At 34.1% G+C, this 15,160-nt stretch carries 14 protein-coding genes; 1 reads left to right on the forward strand and 13 read right to left on the reverse strand.

From position 1 onward, the window contains the following. Positions 1-16 precede the first annotated feature (16 nt). From CLOLE_RS14580 to CLOLE_RS14600, 5 genes are all read right to left on the reverse strand, one after another. Positions 17-991 (reverse strand): gluconeogenesis factor YvcK family protein, encoded by a 975-nt coding sequence (locus CLOLE_RS14580; protein ID WP_013657901.1) that lies wholly within the window; start codon positions 989-991, stop codon positions 17-19. Then, positions 992-1,864: an RNase adapter RapZ gene (gene rapZ, locus CLOLE_RS14585; protein WP_013657902.1), complete on the reverse strand. Its 873-nt coding sequence runs from the start codon at positions 1,862-1,864 to the stop codon at positions 992-994. Between the two features lie 87 nt (positions 1,865-1,951). Continuing rightward, complete coding sequence (gene murB, locus CLOLE_RS14590; RefSeq protein WP_013657903.1) at positions 1,952-2,863, reverse strand: UDP-N-acetylmuramate dehydrogenase; 912 nt, start codon at positions 2,861-2,863, stop codon at positions 1,952-1,954. 101 nt (positions 2,864-2,964) lie between these two features. Continuing rightward, the gene (locus CLOLE_RS14595; RefSeq protein WP_013657904.1) at positions 2,965-6,066 is read right to left on the reverse strand and encodes an AAA family ATPase; all 3,102 of its coding nucleotides are present in this window, start codon (positions 6,064-6,066) and stop codon (positions 2,965-2,967) included. Next, the gene (locus CLOLE_RS14600; RefSeq protein WP_013657905.1) at positions 6,056-7,216 is read right to left on the reverse strand and encodes an exonuclease SbcCD subunit D; all 1,161 of its coding nucleotides are present in this window, start codon (positions 7,214-7,216) and stop codon (positions 6,056-6,058) included. Before CLOLE_RS14600 ends, CLOLE_RS14595 begins: the two co-directional genes overlap by 11 nt. Positions 7,217-7,424: 208 nt before the next feature. Here CLOLE_RS14600 and CLOLE_RS14605 point away from each other — a divergent pair, with 208 nt between their 5' ends. After that, the gene (locus CLOLE_RS14605) at positions 7,425-8,450 is read left to right on the forward strand and encodes an alpha/beta fold hydrolase (protein ID WP_013657906.1); all 1,026 of its coding nucleotides are present in this window, start codon (positions 7,425-7,427) and stop codon (positions 8,448-8,450) included. Positions 8,451-8,555: 105 nt separating this feature from the next. Here the strand turns inward: CLOLE_RS14605 and CLOLE_RS14610 are convergent, their stop codons facing one another. The 8 genes from CLOLE_RS14610 to CLOLE_RS14645 all read right to left on the reverse strand — a co-directional run bounded on the left by CLOLE_RS14610 (position 8,556) and on the right by CLOLE_RS14645 (position 15,060). Then, a complete protein-coding gene (locus CLOLE_RS14610; protein WP_013657907.1) occupies positions 8,556-8,894 on the reverse strand; it encodes a DsrE family protein in 339 nt (112 codons plus the stop codon). A gap of 144 nt (positions 8,895-9,038) precedes the next feature. Beyond that, a complete protein-coding gene (locus CLOLE_RS14615; RefSeq protein ID WP_013657908.1) occupies positions 9,039-9,356 on the reverse strand; it encodes a hypothetical protein in 318 nt (105 codons plus the stop codon). A gap of 37 nt (positions 9,357-9,393) precedes the next feature. Next, positions 9,394-10,476, reverse strand: coding sequence for an ABC transporter substrate-binding protein (locus CLOLE_RS14620; RefSeq protein WP_013657909.1), 1,083 nt, complete (start codon positions 10,474-10,476; stop codon positions 9,394-9,396). A gap of 34 nt (positions 10,477-10,510) precedes the next feature. Then, on the reverse strand, positions 10,511-11,293 hold the full coding sequence (locus CLOLE_RS14625) for an ABC transporter permease (protein WP_013657910.1): 783 nt from the start codon (positions 11,291-11,293) through the stop codon (positions 10,511-10,513). After that, positions 11,290-12,102 (reverse strand): ABC transporter permease, encoded by an 813-nt coding sequence (locus CLOLE_RS14630; RefSeq protein ID WP_013657911.1) that lies wholly within the window; start codon positions 12,100-12,102, stop codon positions 11,290-11,292. Before CLOLE_RS14630 ends, CLOLE_RS14625 begins: the two co-directional genes overlap by 4 nt. 5 nt (positions 12,103-12,107) lie before the next feature. Beyond that, positions 12,108-13,163, reverse strand: coding sequence for a spermidine/putrescine ABC transporter ATP-binding protein (gene potA, locus CLOLE_RS14635; protein ID WP_013657912.1), 1,056 nt, complete (start codon positions 13,161-13,163; stop codon positions 12,108-12,110). Positions 13,164-13,177: 14 nt separating this feature from the next. After that, positions 13,178-13,717, reverse strand: a complete 540-nt coding sequence (locus CLOLE_RS14640; protein WP_013657913.1) for a helix-turn-helix domain-containing protein — start codon at positions 13,715-13,717, stop codon at positions 13,178-13,180. 272 nt (positions 13,718-13,989) lie between these two features. Beyond that, positions 13,990-15,060 (reverse strand): TolC family protein, encoded by a 1,071-nt coding sequence (locus CLOLE_RS14645; RefSeq protein ID WP_013657914.1) that lies wholly within the window; start codon positions 15,058-15,060, stop codon positions 13,990-13,992. Positions 15,061-15,160 lie beyond the last annotated feature (100 nt).

The raw sequence follows: 15,160 nt of genomic DNA on the forward strand, positions 1-15,160 counted from the left end.
TTATGTAATTTTTGTACTAAATCTCCTCAAAAATACATTTTGCCAATTTGTCAGCATCATGTCTAATGAATTTCTTATCTTGGTCTACTTTAACAAGGGGTGCTTCTATTATTTTAATATTATCCCATATAGGATGCGTTTCATCAACCTTTAAGACACTTGCACCATCTTCCAAATATTGTCTTAAATACGTTTCTTCTATTACTTCATTATTAACAATCACTTGATTAATAACACCTTTACCCAAATAGCCTTCTAAAATCATAAGGTGTCTTTCTAGGCTTAAATCACTAGTCTCCCCTGGTTGTGTCATCAAATTAGCTACATAAAGCTTTTCAGCTTTAGCTTCTCTAATATAACAACTAATGTTTTTTACCAGCAAATTAGGAATGATACTGGTATATAAACTCCCTGGCCCTAATATAATTAAGTCTGCATCTTCTAAGGCTTCAATTACTTCAGGCGCTGGCTGTGGCATACTAGGTACAAGCTTAATGGTAGTAATATTATGTCCACTTCCTTTACCATATTCCACAATCTCACTTTCACCTGAAATCCATTGTCCATTGTCAAAGGTAGCTTCTAAGTGTACATCTTCTAATGTAACGGGCAATACTTTCCCTGTAATAGCTAAAACATTACTTGTTACACGCACTGCTTCCTCAAAACCACCTGTTACATCCGTCAGTGCAGCTAAAAAAAGATTTCCAAAGCTTTGCCCTTGTAAGGTTCCTTCTTTAAAGCGATACTGCAAAAGCTTTTCCATAATAGGTTCTGTGTTAGCTAGTGCTACAATACAGTTTCGTATATCTCCAGGTGCAATAATCCCCATTTCTTCTCTTAGTTTTCCAGAGCCTCCCCCATTATCTGCAACAGTTACAATAGCTGTAATCTGTGAGGTATATTTTTTAATGCCTCTTAGCATGGTTGATAATCCTGTTCCGCCACCTATTACTACAATCTTTTTATTTTGCTGCGTTGTTTTTATCATTTATTTCCCTCTTTTACTATCCTTCTCTATATCTCTATGCTGTTTAATCACAGTGTGCCCCTCATTTTGTAAATAATCATAGAGTGCATTAGCAAGAGTGACAGAACGATGTTTACCGCCTGTGCAACCAATAGCAATAACGAGTTGATTTTTCCCCTCTTTTTTAAAGTTAGGAATCAAAAAGGCAATCATATCTTGAAGCTTTGTAAGGAAGGTTTGACTTACCTCAAATTGCATGACATAATCACTGACAATAGATTCATTCCCTGTATGTGGTCTCATCTCAGGAATATAATAAGGATTCGGAGCAAAACGGACATCAAATACTAAATCTGCATCAATAGGAATCCCATATTTAAATCCAAAGGATACAATAGTAATCATTAAACTATCGAAAGCCTTGTCTTCGCAATAAATCTTATATAATACGCCTCTTGTATCTTTTGGGAGCATATAAGAAGTGTCTATGATATGATTAGCTTTTTCCTTTATTTCTCTTAATATACGTCTTTCTCTTTCAATTCCCTCTTCAATTCTTTCACTACGAGCTAGCGGATGTAAACGTCTTGTTTCTTTAAAACGTTTAATCAGTTCTGCATCACTGCAATCAAAAAATACAATCTCATAAGTATGTCCACTTTTTTGGAGTTCATTTAAACTCGTAAATAAATCAGCAAATAAACTGCCTCCTCTTGTATCTATACCTAAAACAACCTTACTTAGCTTATTTTGTTGTGAAACAATAAGCTCTGCAAAGCTTTTAATCAGTGTAGGTGGTAAATTGTCTACGCAATAATAACCCATATCTTCAAAGCAGTTAATAGCACTACTTTTCCCTGCTCCTGACATGCCCGTAACAATGACAAAGTTCATAAGACTCCCTCCTATTCCTTTCGCTTTACTTCTTTATCATACAAGTTTTATATAAAGGGGCTATTAAGATAGCCCCTCCTTTTATCGTTAAAACCCAAGCATTTTTACTTCTGGCTCTAGCTCTACATCAAATTTTTCTTTAACAATGCGTTTCACTTCTTGAATCAAATGAATCACATCCTCGCAAGTAGCTTCTCCAGTATTGACTACAAAACCACAGTGTTTATCAGATATCATAGCGCCACCTACCTGAAAACCTCTTAAACCACTATCCATAATAAGCTTTCCTGCAAAATAACCTTCGGGTCTTTTAAAAGTACTGCCTGCACTTGGTTTATCTAGTGGTTGCTTATCACGTCTACGCCCTGCATAATCCTTCATGAGCTCTTGAATTTTCTCTTTATCTCCTGGCTCTAGTATAAAGGTAGCTTCTAAAACAATATAGCCTTTCTTTTGAATAACGCTGGTACGATAACCTAGCTCTAATTCCTCATTAGAAAGCTTTAATATTTCTCCTTCTGGTGTCATAACTTCACAGGAAGCAATGACATGCTTCATTTCACCGCCATAAGCACCTGCATTCATCACTACTGCTCCACCTAAGGTTCCAGGTATACCATGAGCAAACTCAAAACCAGTTAATTCATTTTCTAATGCTTTAGCTGCTATTCTAGCAAGAAGTGCACCAGATTGCGCTGTAATCCTGTTATCTTCTACAGTAATTTCTGCAAACTGATTATAAAGCTGAATAATAACACCTCTATAACCTGCGTCTGATACAAGTAAATTACTACCATTGCCTAAAATATAATAAGGTACTTTTTCTGTGGCACACACCTGCAATATAGTACTTAATTGCTCTTTGTTTTCTGGTTTAACCATTATATCTGCTAGGCCACCAATCTTAAAGGTGGTATAATTTTTCATTGGTTCATGGGTTAAAATGTGCTGAGTAGGTATCTTTTCAGATAAAAGCTGCACAATCTTGTTTATGTCCATTATTTCAACTCCTTATGCTTAAAACAATGCTTCCATTTTATTGTATTGATCTTCATCATATTGTAACACAGATTCCTGTTAAAAAGCATTAGGAAATTACTTTATAGTTTAAACGAAGCTGAACTTCCTCTAGCCCCTGTAGTAATTTCAAGACCTACTGGGATTTGTTCTCGTAACTCTTTTACATGTGATATGATTCCTATTAAACGACCTGTATCTTGAATACTTAGTAAAGTTTTAATAGCTAGCTCTAGTGCCTCTTCATCTAAACTACCAAAACCTTCATCAATAAATAACGTATCTAGTGGCGTAGCTCCTGCTAATCTTTGAATCACTTCAGATAAGCCGAGGGCTAGCGCTAGTGCTGCCATAAAACTTTCACCACCTGATAAGGTTGTTACAGGCCTTGTCTCATTATTATAATAATCCTTAATGCCAATATCTAAACCTGCTTGTGCATTAGCACGAGATAAATCGTCACTACGGAATAATTCATAACGATTATGGGTCATCGGCCTTAATTTCTTATTAGCACTTCTTAAAACTTCCTCAAAAATGCTACTTTGAATATATCTTTCAAAAGAAAGTCCCTTTCTATTCTTTCCCTTCGCATAGCTACTAATTTTTTCAATAACACTTTGTTTTTTTACTATGGTTTTAACCTCATCATAAAGATGAGTTAATGCTTGCTGAATCTTTAAATGCTTCATTTGATTATTTTTCACTTCATTAACCTTTAAACTTAAAGCTGTGCTTTGCTCCATCAATACTTGATGCTTATTGGTAACGCTCACTCTTTCTTCTTCTGAGAAATCTTTTGTTTTTTCTTGAAGCTCTTTACACTGACTTGTGAGTAAATTTCTTCTTTGTTTATACTCACCTAAATCAGCTTTAGCCGTTTCTAGATCTTCTGGTGTCATTTTGTAAATCTTAAAATCTCCCATATCACTGAAACCAGCAACTTCTAAGGCATTTTCAAACTCAAGGCGCTTTTTAGCCCCTTGTTCTTTTAAAGTGACTGCTCGTTTCTGGTTTTCGAGCACTCTTGTACTTTGCTGTGCTTTTTCTGTACTTTGTCTTTCTTGCTGCTGCTTAAGTGTCTTAAATGCTGCTTCTTTAGCTGTATAAGCAGCTTTTAACTGCTCTAACATAGCATCTAAAGCCACCTTTTCTCTAAGCTCTTTTGGCACTTCTGTTTCAATACTCGTAATATAAGCTGTTACTTCACTTAAACCTTCTTTTTGTTCTGCAATATAAGTAGCTCCTTTTTCCTTTCGCTCAATAATCGTCTTTTTCTCTAGGCGATTGGCTTCTAAGGCTTTTTGCATCTGGACAAGTTCTCCTAATTTTGCTTCTAGGGTAGTTATTTCCTCCTTTAGTTTGTGTAAAACCTCTTCACTAATAGTCTCTTTACCTACTAAAGCCTCGTCATATGCTTGTAATCTCGCTTTAAGAAGCTTACATTCTTTCTCTAAAGCTGATTTAGTTTCTCTCAAACTGCCTAACTCTGTTTCTAACTCTTTAATTTCCTTCTCCATTTTGTCCAAAGCTTCCTTCGTGATATGATCACTTGTCAAAACAGCTTTTTGTGGATGCTTTAAGGAACCACACACAGGGCAAGGTTCATTATCTTTTAAAGTTTCGGCTAATACCCCTGCTTGATTATTAAACCAGAGTTTAAAAGCTTCTCTATAATGCGTTTCATGTAGCTGATGTAGCTGCTCTTTTTGCTTAATGAGTTCATACTGTTTATCTAATTCTGAAAGCACTTTGGTAGCATGTGCTTCTTCTCTTACTCTTTCAGCTTTTTGCTTTAATATTTCTAACATCTCTTTTTGTAAGACCAGCTTCTCAGCTAATTCTTTTTGAAGGGTATCTTTTTGTTTAATGGTTAACTCTTTTTCTTCTATTTCTTTATCTAATAGAACTTCCTTTTCGAGTAGTTTTTTATAGGTGTCCTCTCCAATGCTAAGCGCTTTTTGCTTCTGCTCTCTTTCTTCGTATTTAGCAGCTAATTGTACTACTTTAGGTACATAGGTTTCTAAAATGCTATATTCCTTCTTTAGTTTTTCTACTTCTACAGGTAAGTTTTCCTGTTCTTTCAATTTCGTTTCACAAAGCTTTAATTTATCTTCTATCTCTTTTAAAGAGGCTACTTGTACTTTTAAAGTCTCTTCACATGCCAAGTACTCTTTTTTAACTTCTAGCACAATGGTTTCTAGTGGGATAATAGGAAGTATTTTTTCTGCTTTTTCAATTTTAACTTCAAGCTGATTGTAGTGTTCTTTTTTAGCTATGAGGCCTGTTAACTCTGTTTCTAAACGGACTTGTTCCTGCTTTTCCTCATACTGTTTATTGACTTTAACTAACTGCTGTTGGCTCTCTTCTAATTGGGCCACAACTTTTTTTAGTTCTTGCTCTAGCTGCTCTTGTTCCTCTTTCTTCTCACTACAAATGCATTCTAAAATGTCACATACCTCTGGTGCATTATAAATGACCTTTGTACTCAAAAAATCTTTTAAGCGAACATCTTCTCCTGCTTCAATTTGACTTAATGTATTTTCATAAATTAACTGTTTTTCCTTCACTTGATCTTTAATATCCGCATATAGGATTTCTAAAGCTTTTTCTACATTCTGATAAATACCTGTTTCAAAAATATCTTGAAGAATTTGCTGCCTTTCTTTACTACTTACGGTGAGAAGCTCCCTAAACTTATTTTGAGCAATCATAATGACCTGTCTAAACTGCCCAATGTTAAAATGCAAAAGCTCGTTGATCTTTTCGCCAACTTCATTATATTTGGCCGTTACTAACTTATAAGTATCTTCCTCTTTTTTATAAAGTTCAACCTCACTAGCCACCTTTACTAGCTTACCACTACTACCGCCACGTTTAGCCGCTCTTTCATATTGAGGTCTTCTCACAATACGATACTCATCCTGACGCAGTTTAAAATAAAGTTCTACTTCTGTAATAGTATCTTCATCAGCAAACTTACTACGCATGGTTTCACCACTTCGTTCCCCTCCATTGGTTTCACCATATAATGCATAACAAATGGCATCTAAAATAGTAGTCTTCCCTCCACCTGTAGGACCATAAATTAAAAACATATTAGCATCTTCTAAACGTTCAAAGTCAATGATCTGTTCTCCTGCATAAGGCCCAAAAGCCGTCATTTTAAGTAATCTAGGCCTCATATTTTCCCTCCTCTATTTCCTGAACAATTTCCTTGATGTACTTCGTTTCTTCTTCATCAAATTCAGTTTCACCTATAAAATCTAAAAACTCCATAAATACCTCAGTAACTGTTTTTTCCTTAGTGGCCATAAAGTCCACTTGTTTTTGCTCTTCAACCGCTTCTCCTGAAGCTTCATCTTTTACCCATTCACTACCTAAAATATTAGGATAAATATGTCTGAGTGTTGCTGTTACATCTGCTACAGGCACACCTTTAATACGAACAAATACATAGTCATCTTTATGAGCATCTAGGCTAGCTGATGCAATCAGCTCTTCTAAAAGTCCTGTTAAAACCCTTACATTACGTTTGGTTGCTAGTTCTTTTTCTTCAATAGCTACAAGCTTCTGTTTTTTTATCTCTAGAAGGACATAGCCTTTCTTTTGATTAGCTTCAGATACTGAATATTTAAGAAGTGAACCACTATAGCGAATGTTTTCTGCTCCCATAGCTTGTCTCTTATGAAGATGTCCTAAAGCTGTATACGTAAAATTCTTAAAATGCTGAGCACTTACTAGCTCAGCTCCACCTACTACACTTAATCTTCTTTCTGAATCAGATACATCTCCGCCAGCTACAAAGGCATGTGCCACTAATAAAGTAGGCACTTCTCTCTTCTCATTTTCAATAGCTTTTATTAAATAAGCCATAGCTTCATCATGCCTTTTAATGGTATCATCTTCTGCTATTTCTCTTACATGAGCTGGCTCAATATAGGGTATCATAAAAACATCAAGTTCTTCATCCTGGACCTTAACCGTAACCTTTTGATAACCTTTAGGACATTTCCCTACTATGTAGAGATGCTGACTTTCAAATAACTTACTGCCAAAGTCGATACGCTCACCACTATCATGATTGCCAGAAATAATAATGGTACTTATTTTATACTCTAAGGTCACTTTGCTAATAAAATGATTAAAAAGCTCTACAGCTGCTTCTGTAGGAATACTTTTATCATAAATATCACCTGCAATCACTAGAAGGTCTACTTGATCTTCTCTAATCTTTTCTAATAAACGCTCTAACACATAAGCTTGATCCTCTATTAATGAATAGCCATGAAGGCTTCTGCCTAAATGCCAATCTGATGTATGCAAAATTTTCATTGTTTCACCTCAATTACCGTCTTTCTTACCTCTCATAGTATACTATTTTCCCTAAATTGACTAGCTAGAGTCCCTTATTTGACATAAACTTTTTACAAGGAAAATATAAACATCTTTGTATTAGGCATTCAAATTTATAACTCACTTATGATATAATAGAAAGAAGTCAAGTGTTAACGTATTTTGTTATATTTTAGGAGATTAATCAATGGATCCAAATAAAAACATGAAAATAAAAAGTTTTAGTAGAAAACATGAAAAACGTAAAAAACATATTTTCCGCTTTGCTATTCTTGGCCTCATTTTATTAGGTATTGTTTATCAGCAACTCGGAACTTACTACTCCGCCAGTTCTCTAGGCCGTTTAGGTCGTTTAGTAGAAGTGGATGATGTTCAAATGCATCTTTATGAAGGTGGTTCTGGTGAAATGCCTATCGTCTTTACTACTGATATAGGTGCTAATGTTCCTTATGTAGAGACTTATCCACTTCATAGCAAGCTGGCTGCTACTCATCCTGTGAAGGTTTACGATAAACCAGGTTATGGTTGGAGTGAGACAACCTCTGCTTCAAGAGATATTGATACCATTTGTAAAGAAATTTATACTTTACTACATAGCGACGAAATACCTGATGATGAAGATACTTATATTGAGCCTTTTATTTTTGTAGCTCATGGTATGGGTTCTTTGGAAGTATTGCGCTATGCCCAACTTTATCCTGAAGATGTAGCTGGTATTGTTCTTATCGAGGGAGCTTCGCCTCAATTTTGCGTAGACTTTAATAATATTATGATTATTGAATCATTCTTAACTAACGGCCTTCGTAATACAGGCATATTACGTTTATTTAGTGGTACCAACATGGTAAACAATACGCTAGGTACTCATAAGGATTATGATCCCACACTTCAATCTCTCAATAAAGGTATTGGTTTAGAAAAAACCTGGAATCGCAATATGATTTCTGAAAAATTAAAGCTTCAAGAAAATGGGCAAAAGGTATTAGATGGTGGCAACTTAGGTGATATTCCTATTCGTATCATCACATCTCATGCTAATATTTATAGTAACTGGGCTAGAACTCAAAGAGCACTACTTTCCCTTTCTTCAGATTCTGAGCAAAAATATATAAAAGGTTCCGTAGACTACATTCAAGAAGATGACATAGATGCGATTATAAAAGTCATCGAAGACCTTACTCTTCACATTCAAGAACTTAAAGAAGATTCCTAATCAATACTAATGAGCTGTTGCTACTAAAATGTAACAGCTCATTTATTATGGGCAAACACAAACTAGACGGTATAGTTATTGACTATACCGTCTAGTTTGTACCCTTTAAAGCGTGACAACTTTCTCCGCTTTAATAAGTAAATCTGCTATTTCCTCCATATTGCTAATTCTCCCCACTGCTAGTGAACGCTGACCACATACATGAAACACACAGGTTCCACAAGCTAAAAGTTCTATGCCACTTGCTTCAAGTCCATCTAGTACTTCTAGGTAGCGAGATTCTTTAGTTAAGAGCTTAACTCCAGAATTATAAAAGACAATAGCTTCAGGTTTATCCATACTAGCAAGTACCTTGCGTAAAAAAGTCCCTAGTAATGTCTGTCCTACCTTCTCATCGCCTCTTCCTAGTGTATCGCCGTTAATAATGATAACACTTTTATACACCCTGATTCCTCCTTTATTTTGCCCTTACCATATACTATGAATAGAGGATAAAAACTGTGAATTCTTGTCGAAACTTTAAATATTCCTCTTTCTTCTCTTATTAATAAAAAAGGCTCATCCCTTTAGATGAGCTTTTTTATCTTACTATTTTTTCTTGAAACATTTAATAATATCTAAAATTCCCTTTGCAATTGTTGCTGCTAAAAACACAATATTAACTACAAAACCTGCAATAGCTATTCCTTTATGCTTTTTACTCTTCATATTAATAGCCCCTAATACAATCCCCACAACTGTAATAGGTAAACCGATAATTGGAATAATCCATGCTAAAGAACTAATAATACCTAATACTAAAGAAGTGGTTGCTCCTGCACTACTATTCTTCTCCGGTAGAAACTCACCACCTTCAAACCATTCATCTTCTACTCCCATTTCTAGCATTTCATTTTCTGTGTTCATAACATCCCTCCACTATTCCTATTTTATAAAATAAAACCTATTGTGATAATTTTACCTCTAACCATATGGTCGTGTATAGCTCAATTACATCTGAAGGGTCGTTGAACATCTCTAGATTCCCTAAAACAGAAGCATCAGGATAAGCGATCTCACTTTCTTGTATTTCCTCTGGTAGTAACGCTTTTGCTTCACTAATTGGTGTTGAGTAACCTATATATTCCGCATTTCTAGCTGCAATGTCTGGTCTGCATAGGAAATTAATATATTCATAAGCTTCTTCTTTATTGCTTGCACCTTTAGGAATAACGAAAGAATCCACGAAATAATTGGAACCTTCTTTAGGAATAGCATAAGCTAAATCAGGATTTTCATCCATAGCCAGCATTGCATCTCCTGCCCAAGCAATCATCATAGCCGCCTCACCATTTACCATTTTACCTTTGCCTTCATCTCCTACATAAGCAAGTACTAATGGAAATTGCTCTATAAGTAGTTCTTTTGCCTCTGCTAGTTCTTGTGGATTTCTAGTGTTCATGGAGTATCCTAACTTCTTGAGTGCTACCATGATAGAATCTCGTTCACTATCATACATAAAAATTTGATCTTTATATTTCTCATTCCATAAAACATCCCAGCTATCTACTGGATCATCTACCATTTTTGTATTGTATAAAATACCTACTGTTCCCCACATATAAGGTACTGAGTATTTATTTTCTGGGTCGAAATCTAAGTTTTTAAATTCCGAATCTATTTTGTCATAGTTAGGAATTTTACTCATATCTATTTCTTCTAATCGTCCTTCATTAATCATTTTATCAATCATATAATCTGAAGGCACTAGAATATCATACTGTATATTGCCAGGTGCTACTGTTGCATACATTTCTTCATTATTAGCATACTCTGAATAAATCACTTTAATCCCTGTTTCTGCCGTAAACTCAGCATTTAATTCTGGGGCAATGTAATCGCCTACATTATAAACAATGAGCTGACGCCCTTCTGTTTTTACAGGTGTATTTTCCTCAGCAGCAATATGATCTGCAGTGCAGCCTGTTAAGCTTGCTCCTAGTAAACCCAGGGTACTTATTAAAGCAAGTATTTTTTGTATTCTCATAAGCTTTCCCCCGTTCTTTGGTTTAAAATCCTTTTTATTCATACTGATCATCTTTTACTTTTTTATTCACACGGAGATTACTTATTAAAAGAATGATCATAATTGCTGTAAACATCAATGTTGAGATGGCATTAATGGTTGGATTAACGCCTTTACGAGCCATGGAATAGATTTTAATAGGAAGTGTATCCACTCCTGCTCCTTTATTAAAGAAACTTACAACGAAATCATCAAGTGAAAGGGTAAAAGCAATGAAAGCTCCTGCCACAACACCTGGTAAAATCTCTGGTAAAATCACTTTCTTAAATGCATAAAAAGGTGTAGCTCCTAAATCTAAAGCGGCTTCATAAAGGTTGTAATTCATCTGCTTAAGCTTTGGCATAATAGATAAAATCACATAAGGTACACTAAAGGTAATATGTGAAATAATAAGTGTTACAATACCAAATGGCATATGAATAAACGAAAATAACATCATTAGTGAAATACCAATAACGATATCAGGACTTAAAAGAGGTATATAAGTCACATTCATGACCCATTTCTTTTGCCAACCTCTCATACGATTAATGCCTATAGCAGCCAAAGTTCCAATTACAGTAGCAATCAGTGAGGATACTAGGGCTATCACAATAGTATTCATAAAAGCTTCTTGAATACTGGTATCAACTAGCATTTGCTTATACCAATCTAAAGTAAAGCCTCTCCATATAGGAAGCTTTGAATCATTAAACGAAAAAATCATCAGTAGTGCAACAGGGGCATACATGATTACTAAAATGGCTACAAGATAAAAGCGCTTTAAAAATTTTATCAAAATAGTCCCCCTCCTTTATCAAACGCACCTTTTTTAGACATAAAGCCTAGAGTAATAAGGACTACTATCATGAGTAACATGGAAACAGCCGAACCAAAGCCCATATTACCTGTACGTGTAAATTGTTCTTCTATGACATTACCAATAAGCATTACCTTACCACCACCTAAAAGTCTAGTAATAAGGAAAGTAGTAAGTGCTGGCATAAACACCATAATAATACCTGTTAATACCCCTGGCATACTTAATGGTAAAATAACTTTTCTAAAAGTAGTCATTTTATTAGCACCTAAGTCATAGGAAGCTTCTATTAAACTATGGTCAATTTTACAAAGTACATTGTAAATAGGTAGCACCATAAAAGGAAAGAAGTTATAAACCATACCAAAAATAACACCACCATTACCATACAAAAACTTAACCTTAGAAAAGCCTAACACTTCAAGAAAACTATTGATAACACCATTATTTTCAAGCAGGTTTGCCCAAGCATAGGTTCTTAAAAGGGAATTCATCCACATTGGAAGAATGACCAATACTAAAATAATACTTTTGCCAGACATTTCTTTACTACTTAAAATCATGGCTAAAGGATAAGCTAAGACTAAGCATACCACTGTACAAATAAAAGCTAACTTAATAGACTTCCAAAAAGCTTCTAAGTAGGCAGGTTCCATAAACTGCTGATAGTTTGCCAGACTAAAACTTCCTGCTTTTTGAAAGCTATAATACACAATTAAAAGGAGTGGTACAATGATAAAAATAGCTGACCATATTAAATAAGGAAAAGCTAAAGACCTTCTATTCATCTCATCTACCTCCTTTTCATAATATGGATTTCAGCAGGTGTAATAACCATCCCTACTTCTTCTCCTACCTGTGACATTGTTGTGGAATGAACTGTCCATAAAAATCCCTTTGAACGAATAGACATTTCATAATGTACCCCTTTAAAGGTAACAGCTTCTACAACACCTGTTAACATCCCCTTGTCAGCTGATACAATTAGAATATCTTCTGGTCTTACAACTACATCAATGGGTTCATTTTCCGTAAAACCAAAGTCCACACATTCAAATTCTGTATCATGGAATTTTACTAAGTAATCTTTTAACATAGTCCCTTGCAAAATATTACTTTCACCAATAAAATCTGCTACAAAGGCATTTTTAGGTTCATTATAAATATCAATAGGACTACCAATCTGTTGCACTTTACCATCTTTCATAACTGCAATTGTATCGGACATGCTTAAAGCTTCTTCTTGGTCATGAGTTACAAAAATAAAGGTAATACCTACTTTTTGCTGAATACGTTTAAGCTCCAATTGCATCCCTTTTCTAAGTTTTAAATCAAGGGCACCTAAAGGCTCATCTAAAAGAAGTACCTCTGGTTCGTTAACTAAGGCTCTTGCAATAGCAATACGTTGTTGTTGTCCACCACTTAATGAATCTACTGAACGCTTTTCATAACCTGCAAGATTAACTAATGCTAACATTTCTTTTACTTTTTCTTTAATAACTTTCTTATCCATTTTCTTAATTTGAAGTCCAAAAGCAATGTTATCTTCTACATTCATATGTGGAAATAAAGCGTACTTTTGAAAAACGGTATTAATTTTTCTTTTATAAGGTGGTAAATCTGCAATGTTTTTACCTTCAAAAAGGACTTCTCCATTTGTACATTCTTCAAAACCACCAATAATACGAAGCAAGGTTGTTTTTCCACAACCACTAGGACCTAGTAAAGTCAAAAATTCATTGCGTCTTATATACATATTAATATCATCTAAAACTAAATTATCATCATATTTCTTGGTAATATGCTTTAAATCAATAATATAATCTTTGGTAGCTAACTCTTCTGTCATTTCCATCTACTCCTTTAAAAACTTGGTGGCGTAGCAACCCATAGAACGATAGCTTTGGTCTTCCCTGGATTGTGAAGATAATGGTCACTTGTTGGTCTAAAATAAAAGCTGTCACCTTTTTTCGCTTTAAACTTCTTGTTACCTAAGTGAACATATACATTACCTGCAATCACATAACCAAATTCTTCTCCATCATGAGGTGCTCCCACACTAGATTTTCCTCCTGGTTCAATATGTATCAGGATGGGTTCCATATCATTTTTTTGTGCATTTGGGATAAGCCATGTAATCATATTATTATGATCTTTATCCTCTTTTTCAAAAACATCTTCTTTTGTGAAAACAATTTTTTCTTGACTGGATTCATTAAAGAAATCCTTTAGATTAGTGCCTAAACACTCTAATATATCAATGAGTGTGGCAATAGAAGGTGAAGTTAAACCTCTTTCTACTTGAGAAATGAAGCCTTTTGAAAGCTCACACCTATCTGCTAGTTCTTCTTGGGTTAAACCATTCTTCTTACGAAGCTGATTAATCTTAGCCCCAATATCCATATTATCTAGCCCCCTCTGTGTATTACAGTATATATAAATAAACTTTTTGTTTACATCCATTAAACTTGCCATAGAAAATTATACATATTTCTTCTAAATACGTCAATACAAAACCACAAAAAATTTATTCTTACCAAACTTAATGTTTAGTATAGATACTTTTAATCTAATTATTTCTTTTTATAAGATTTATAAGCTTTTATATTTATCTCTACACAAAAGAATAGAAGTACACCTCTAGTGATGCACTTCTATTCTTAAAATATATTGTATTAAAAACTATATTCGCTCATTGTCCACGGTTTCTCAAACTGCATTTTTAAAATATTGTATTTATAAACTTCATTTAAATAATCTACTTGTTTGGCATCTAAAGCAACTTTTTGTGTCTCATAATCAAGTGTACTTATATAGCCTGCCTTGTATTTAATTTCTAATGCTTTCATCTCTTTTACACTATTTTTATACTCATTTGCTTTTGTGTTTATGCTATCTAGCTGTGCACTTAGTACTGTATATTGGGTTTCAATTAGTAATCTATACTTATCATAGCTAGTTTGTAGTTTTACCTTTGAATTTTCTACATTTATTTTTTGTTCTAGGTAGTCAGAATATTTAGGCCCTGTTCCTCCAACACCTGATTTATAAATGTTTTCTTTAAAGTCGTCCTCACTCAAATTAACCTTTTCATTTTCATATTTTAAAAGTTTGGTTGCCATCGCTGTAGCATAAGAATTAATACTTTGGTCTAACACAAAAGGCTCGTAAGTATTCTCTTCTTTTAAAATATAGTTATCAGTGTTTATGTTAGTAAGATTAAGAAAGCTCTTTTTTGCATCTCCTAAATTTTTCTCTGTCTGTTCTTTTTTTACCTTTGATTCCTCTAAACTCTGAACTGCCTGCTCATAAGTTAGCTCATCACAAAAGCCTTTTTCTTTCTTTATGGTAACTTGTTTTACTTGATTTTCATTTAAGTTAATTTGCTTTTTTAAAAGTTCAATATTCCTTTGCAATAAAACTATATTTTGATACTGTTCTGTAACCTCCTTAGTAATACGATCTTTTTGAAATTGTTTTTTTTGATTTAATTCTTCTATAGCGATTTTTTTTGAACTATATTCTACAGAGCCTATATTCTCTATTGATTTCTTTTGCTCTGTATAAACTGCAGTATTTCTCGCATACTCTCCTAATGTCTCATCTTTACTAATTGCCATAGTTATGGCATAATCTAAATCCAATTCTTTTTTCTCTGTAACTGGTGCTGCTAGTACTGATGTTGTTATTAAAGAAGTCACCGACAAAAGTAACAGTGCTTTTTTTATTCCTTTATTTAGTTTCATCCTCTTCCTCCTCTATTTCTATTCAAACGCTTTATAAACTTATAATGTTCTATCTATTTTTAATTATATATCATTATTCTGAATGTTTGATAACAGTTTT

Origin of the sequence: Cellulosilyticum lentocellum DSM 5427, from assembly GCF_000178835.2 — a bacterium.
Taxonomy (GTDB): Bacteria; Bacillota; Clostridia; order Lachnospirales; family Cellulosilyticaceae; genus Cellulosilyticum; species Cellulosilyticum lentocellum.

What these genes read in the sequence shown, in the direction of transcription:
- potA (WP_013657912.1), bottom strand. Translation starts at nt 13,163, where the DNA reads ATGACAGAAGAGTTAGCTACCAAAGATTATATTATTGATTTAAAGCAT.
- murB (WP_013657903.1), bottom strand. Translation starts at nt 2,863, where the DNA reads ATGGACATAAACAAGATTGTGCAGCTTTTATCTGAAAAGATACCTACT.
- CLOLE_RS14600 (WP_013657905.1), bottom strand. Translation starts at nt 7,216, where the DNA reads ATGAAAATTTTGCATACATCAGATTGGCATTTAGGCAGAAGCCTTCAT.
- CLOLE_RS14605 (WP_013657906.1), top strand. Translation starts at nt 7,425, where the DNA reads ATGGATCCAAATAAAAACATGAAAATAAAAAGTTTTAGTAGAAAACAT.
- CLOLE_RS14640 (WP_013657913.1), bottom strand. Translation starts at nt 13,717, where the DNA reads ATGGATATTGGGGCTAAGATTAATCAGCTTCGTAAGAAGAATGGTTTA.
- CLOLE_RS14620 (WP_013657909.1), bottom strand. Translation starts at nt 10,476, where the DNA reads ATGAGAATACAAAAAATACTTGCTTTAATAAGTACCCTGGGTTTACTA.
- CLOLE_RS14615 (WP_013657908.1), bottom strand. Translation starts at nt 9,356, where the DNA reads ATGAACACAGAAAATGAAATGCTAGAAATGGGAGTAGAAGATGAATGG.
- CLOLE_RS14580 (WP_013657901.1), bottom strand. Translation starts at nt 991, where the DNA reads ATGATAAAAACAACGCAGCAAAATAAAAAGATTGTAGTAATAGGTGGC.
- rapZ (WP_013657902.1), bottom strand. Translation starts at nt 1,864, where the DNA reads ATGAACTTTGTCATTGTTACGGGCATGTCAGGAGCAGGGAAAAGTAGT.
- CLOLE_RS14595 (WP_013657904.1), bottom strand. Translation starts at nt 6,066, where the DNA reads ATGAGGCCTAGATTACTTAAAATGACGGCTTTTGGGCCTTATGCAGGA.
- CLOLE_RS14645 (WP_013657914.1), bottom strand. Translation starts at nt 15,060, where the DNA reads ATGAAACTAAATAAAGGAATAAAAAAAGCACTGTTACTTTTGTCGGTG.
- CLOLE_RS14630 (WP_013657911.1), bottom strand. Translation starts at nt 12,102, where the DNA reads ATGAATAGAAGGTCTTTAGCTTTTCCTTATTTAATATGGTCAGCTATT.